At 50.7% G+C, this 5,887-nt stretch carries 4 protein-coding genes; 3 read left to right on the forward strand and 1 reads right to left on the reverse strand.

Annotated features, from left to right (window positions below):
* Positions 1-501 precede the first annotated feature (501 nt).
* Positions 502-1,497: a helix-turn-helix transcriptional regulator gene (locus F1593_RS27030; RefSeq protein ID WP_149404663.1), complete on the reverse strand. Its 996-nt coding sequence runs from the start codon at positions 1,495-1,497 to the stop codon at positions 502-504.
* Between the two features lie 450 nt (positions 1,498-1,947).
* On the opposite strand from F1593_RS27030, the gene F1593_RS27035 reads away from it, so the two are divergent.
* The 3 genes from F1593_RS27035 to F1593_RS29145 form a co-directional block, all read left to right on the forward strand.
* Positions 1,948-3,792: an ABC transporter ATP-binding protein gene (locus F1593_RS27035; protein WP_149404664.1), complete on the forward strand. Its 1,845-nt coding sequence runs from the start codon at positions 1,948-1,950 to the stop codon at positions 3,790-3,792.
* Entirely contained in the window at positions 3,789-5,645 is a 1,857-nt protein-coding gene (locus F1593_RS27040) for an ABC transporter ATP-binding protein (RefSeq protein ID WP_149404665.1), read from the forward strand. Before F1593_RS27035 ends, F1593_RS27040 begins: the two co-directional genes overlap by 4 nt.
* Positions 5,646-5,693: 48 nt before the next feature.
* On the forward strand, positions 5,694-5,887 hold a 194-nt coding region (locus F1593_RS29145), incomplete at its 3' end, for a hypothetical protein (RefSeq protein ID WP_216369006.1).

The following is a 5,887-nucleotide window of genomic DNA, read 5'->3' on the forward strand; positions in this document are numbered from 1 at the left end:
CTCATCCTTTTTCGTCCTTTCTTGCTCAGCTTATCGCTTTTCTTGTTCAGCTTTTTTGCGGACAACCTGAACAGGTACGATGAGGGCACTCACGCTCAGGTCTCGATGACGGAAAACCATACACCCTGCCTGCTGAGGGAGTCTGGGTACGGATCCTGGCGTGCTTGCAAGCGTTTTTTTGGGTGCACTACCATACCGCTTCATGAAGAGGAATGAAGGCGAGGGGAGCCATCAGTAGGAACCACCCTTCATGGGTGGAGGGCCACGACCCTCTCGCACTGGCTCTCCTTCCCGCCTGCTCTGGTGCGGCTTTGGGGCTCAATGGCACTGCCCCTCCACCCGTGAAAGGTGGTTCCTACTGATGCATCGGCGTTCCCCATGCTCCCTCTTTCCATTCATTTGTTGGAGTAGGTGGATGTCGGGCCGCACCAACGTTTTCCGGCATTTGTGGTATTCTCCAAATAATTAGTTCTTCTATACTTGCTATGGGTGCGTTTGTTGTCAGTGATACATGGCGGTGATGGCCCGGGCGGTGGCGGCTACGGCGGCGCGTACCTCGGGTGGATCTAGAACGGTGACATCGGCCCCGGATGCGAGGACGTAGGCGATGGCATCGTCAAGCGATTCCATGATTATCTGTATAATTGCGCTTCCATCTTTTTGTTCTTGCTGGATGGTGATATCGCTACGCAGCAAGCTGTGGCGCGCGCTGGCATTGACGTGCAGTCGTAAAGCAATCGGTGGATGCTGTTTCTCCAGTTGCTTGCGGGCCTCACGCCAGTAGCTATGCAAGTTGAAGTCTGGATGTGCCTCAACAATTTCATCTCTCACACAGATCTGTTCGATGTCATTGACACGGAAGGTGTGAAATGACTGACAATGCCGACAATTTGCCACCAGATACCAGCGACCGGTGCGCACATGCCGCCGACTGAGTCCCTTAAAGACCAATCCATAAGGTTCGATATTGTACCAGTGAACCATGTCACTCGGCGCGGCAACGCAATTGAGGATGGGATAGAGGATATCGAGCTGGTGTGCTCCTAAGACGGCGGCGCGAATCGTTTCCAGATGCGTGGGGGATGAGGATGTTTTACACCATGCCGATGTATCAAAGAGAAGATGTTTGCGTGCAGCCATCACATCCATTAAATATTCTTCTGGTAGTACGGCTTCCAATTTGACGAGTGCTCGTTGCAGATCGTTGTCACCGGCGAAAAGATTGTATATGCCGGAGACATCGGTGCTCAGCAGGAGTGAGATGGCTTCTTCACGCGTGAAGATAGCTGATTCCAGGTGGTAATCAGCTGGTAAATAGTAGCCTCCACCCGGACCATATTCCATTGAAACCGGGACATGTGCCAATGAGAGCGTGATGATATCGCGATAAATAGTACGCGTTGAAACACTCAGGATATCGGAGAGGCGTTTGGCTGTCATTTTTCCACGGGCCTGTAGCAGCAACGTAATTGCTACAAGACGTTCAGTCTTTTGCATATCTTTTATTATGTGCTACTTCCGGATAAAAAACAAGTGGCTACGGAAAGCAGCAACAGCGACAACGTCAATTCACGAAAAGCCTAAAAAAGAGGTGCAATGGCTGACAAACAGATGTCAGCTATTTCCTTTTAGACTTGAAGCAGGTGATCTAAACCTGTCGCATCCATTGCTGTATGTGATGATAATTTTATGCTCATTTTTAGGTGCAATTTTCTTCCAAAGGGGTTCATTGATTGTTTCTGGCGCAACACATTCTTTTTATTCCGTGCCAGAAGTAGCGTGCCCCGGGCAGAAATCCTACTCATGAGGAAAATATCGCACTTCAGAATGCTATCGGCAGTGGGCCAGGTCATCTTTGTTTTATGGGCATCACCAGAAATGCCCCGGCACGCGTTGGGTATGTGCAACGTTTTGGGATAAAGCGTGTCAAGAAAGGATTAATCTGGAATGCAGGTAACACAAGTAGAACAGCAATTTTCTTCTCAGCAGACTCAAGCAACGGAAAACTGGCGCATCTATCTGCGCATTCTCGGTCTTCTTCGTCCTCATCGTATGCAAACAATCTTAACCGTTCTTTGTATTATTCTGGCAACGGCTTTTTCCTTGATTGTTCCTGGCTTGCTACAATGGGTGGTTGATGTAGGTATTCGGACAGGACGCTTTCAGGATTTAGTGTGGGCAGCTCTGGCAATTCTCGGGGTCAGTGCGTTACGTGGCCTGTTCGCGTATGGTCAGGGCTATCTCTCGCAGGCCATTTCGTCTCTGGTCGCTTATGATCTACGTAATTCCTTATATGAACATTTACAGGAATTAAGCTTTTCATTTCATGATGATTCGGAAACGGGTCAATTAATGTCACGTATGACTGCCGATATTGAAGCTGTACGTAATTTTTTTCCTATGGGTCTCTTTCGAGCCGTGACCGCGATTGTCACGTTTGTACCTGTACTTGTCTTATTGTTTCGCTTAGATATAACCCTTTCTCTGATTACGTTAATCTCTATTCCGATTATGGCGGTGCTGGCAGGTAATACTATCCGGCATTTGCGTCCGCTGATGCTGGCGGCCCAAAACGGGGTGGGTGATCTGAGCACGATTATGCAGGAAAGCCTGACCGGCGTGCGCGTGGTTAAGTCTTTTGCGCGTGAAGATTTCGAGATTGAGAAATTTGGCAGTAAGAATCTCGAGCTGCGCGAATTGAATATGCAGGCCATGCGCCTTTCGGCCTGGAACCAGCCTTTGATGGTCCTGATTCTCAACGTTGTGTTGGTACTGGTGGTCTGGGTTGGTGGTATCGATGTGGCAAACCATCGCATGAGCCTGGGAACACTGGTGGCCGTGACGAACTATATCCTGCTGCTGGGTATGCCGGTGCGCACGTTGGGCTTTATGATCAACTGGTTTGTCCGTGGCCTGTCCGGCGGTAGCCGCATCTTCAGCGTGATGGATACTCCCTCTACGATTACGGATGCCCCACAGGCGCAAGTAATGGATAAGGTGATGGGCCATGTGCAGTTTGAGCATGTGTCATTTGCTTACAGTAATGGTATTGAAGTACTCCATGACTTGAATATTGATGCCAAACCTGGCCAGTCGATTGCTATCCTGGGTCCGACCGGAAGTGGAAAGAGTTCGATCCTGCATCTCTTGCCGCGTTTCTATGATACAAAGAATGGACGCGTGCTGATCGATGGACATGATGTGCGCGATGTGACACTGGCCTCTCTGCGTCGCAATATTGGATTGGTCCTACAGGATGTGTTCCTGTTTAATGCGACGGTGCGCGAGAATATCGCGTATGGCGTGCTTGGCGCAACCGATGAGCAGATTTATGAGGCGGCCCGCACGGCCCGTATCCATGATTTTATTCTGACCTTGCCTGACGGCTATGATACCTGGGTCGGTGAACGTGGTGTGACCCTCTCCGGTGGTCAGAAGCAGCGTATCGCAATCGCACGAACCCTGCTGCTTGATCCCAGCATTCTGGTGCTTGATGATTCAACCTCGAGCGTGGATATGGAGACAGAGTATCTGATTCAGCAGGCGCTGGAGGCGGTGATGCGCGGTCGTACGACCTTTGTGGTGGCCTCGCGCTTACGCACCATCAAGAACGCTGATCAGATTTTATTCATGGATCGTGGTCATATTGTTGAGCGTGGCACCCATGAAGCCTTGTTGCGAAACAATGGTCCTTATGCTCACCTCTACGATTTGCAACTTCGCGAGCAGGAAGAATTTGAGGATCAAATGTTGGCGACTCAGCCTGATGAGCAGTCGGAGGTGCTGCAATGAGTAAGGTAAAAGCGGGCGAGCAGGCTGCTTCATACGCTGAATATAAACGTTCACATACCTGGATTGAGAATAGCCTGGCCCATTCGGATGAAGATGAGGCGGTCAGCTTTGACCGCAAGCTGATCACGATGTTCTTTCCCTACCTGAAACAGTTTAAGGATCTGTCCATCTTAAGCCTGGTCTTGATGGTGGTCTATACCTTGCTAAATATTGCCAATCCATTGGTGATCGGGCTGGCGATTGACGACTATATTACACGTGGCAATATGAGCGGTCTGGCCGTGATCAGCGGTATCTTCCTGCTCATGAATATCGCGATGTGGCTGGCTCAATATTGGCAGGTCTGGACGATGTCCTATGCTGGACAGCATGCACTGTATCTGCTGAGCGCAGATATGTTCAAGCATTTGCAGCGCCTCTCTCTGAGTTTCTATGATCATACTCAGATTGGGCGTGTGATGTCACGCCTGCAAAGCGATATTGATGTGCTTGAATCGATGCTGAGCTCTGGTTTGCTCTCGATTCTTGGCTCGGTGATCGCACTGGTCGGCATCATCATCTTTATGCTGGTTATGAGTCCTACCCTGGCGCTGCTCACCTTTGTGGTAATCCCGATTATGATCGTGATTGCGGCCTTCTGGCAGAAGCATGCCCAGCTTTCGTTTCGCCGTACCCGTGCCTCAATCTCGCTGGTCAACTCGACCTTACAGGAAAACATTTCCGGGATGCGTGTGATCCAGAGTCTGGTACGCGAGGATCGCAACTGGAGCGAGTTTGAAGCTCTGAATGCCTATAACCGGGATACCAATCTGGAATCTAGCAAGATTGCTGCTTTGATCCTGCCACTGGTCGAGGTCGTTGCGGCTATGGCAATCTGCCTGGCGGTCCTCTATGGTGGTTACCTGGTAGCGCAGGGACACCTGCTGGTGGGCACCCTGGTTGCCTTTGTCCTCTATATCAACCGCTTCTTTGATCCTATCCGAGATCTCAGCCAGCAATATACGCAGTTGCAGCGTTCGGGCGTCGCAGCCGAGCGCATCTATCAAATCCTGCATATGAAGATCGATATTCAGGATAAGTCGAATGCGCTTGAATTACCTGAGATTGATGGCAATGTCGAATTTTGGGATGTTGTCTTTGGCTATAATCCTAAACGGCCTGTCTTGAAGAAACTCAACTGGAGCGTCAAGGCCGGTCAGAGCGTGGCGATTGTGGGTCCAACCGGAGCGGGTAAGAGTACCATCATCAGTCTCCTGACGCGCTTCTATGATATTCAAAGCGGATCAATTACGATTGATGGCTATGATTTACGTGATGTGACCCAGAAGTCGTTGCGACAACAGGTGGGCGTCGTACCACAGGAGCCCTTCTTGTTCACCGGATCGATTGCGGACAATATCCGCTATGGTCGCCTGACTGCCAGCGACGAAGAGGTGATGGCGGCGGCTCAGACCGTCGGCGCACATGATCTGATTATCCAACTGCCGGATGGTTATAATACGATCATTCGGGAGCGTGGTCGCAATCTGAGTATGGGGCAGCGGCAATTGATCTCCTTTGCGCGTGCCATGCTGGCTGATCCCCATATCCTGATTCTGGATGAGGCGACTGCCAACATCGATACTTTCACCGAAGCGATTGTGCAGCAAGGACTGAAAAGACTCTTGCATAGACGCACCGCCTTTGTGATTGCCCATCGCCTCTCAACGATCAAAGATTCGGATTGCATTGTGGTTTTGCAAGATGGTCAGATTGTCGAGCAGGGGACGCACAACGAACTGCTCCAACGTGAAGGGGAGTATGCTTCGCTGTATGCGATGGGCTTCCGCCACGCATCATCGGTCGCTGTATAGATGAATGTTGCCCCTTTCGGGGCGGGTAAAAGAAGGGAAAAAGGGATATTGGGGGACACCCCAAACCCCGGCAAAGGGCTGGCGGCCCTTTGCAATCCCGCTGGAATGTTGCCCCCTTCGAACTTATCCGAAAACCTACAAGGAGGAAACGCGATCACATTGTTGAAAGCAAATGAGCGCACAAGCCAAGCACAACAAGGTCTGATAGGAACGCGGGCGCTTCTCCCAGCGGATCAGCAGAC

Source organism: Dictyobacter arantiisoli, from assembly GCF_008326305.1.
Taxonomy (GTDB): domain Bacteria; phylum Chloroflexota; class Ktedonobacteria; order Ktedonobacterales; family Ktedonobacteraceae; genus Dictyobacter; species Dictyobacter arantiisoli.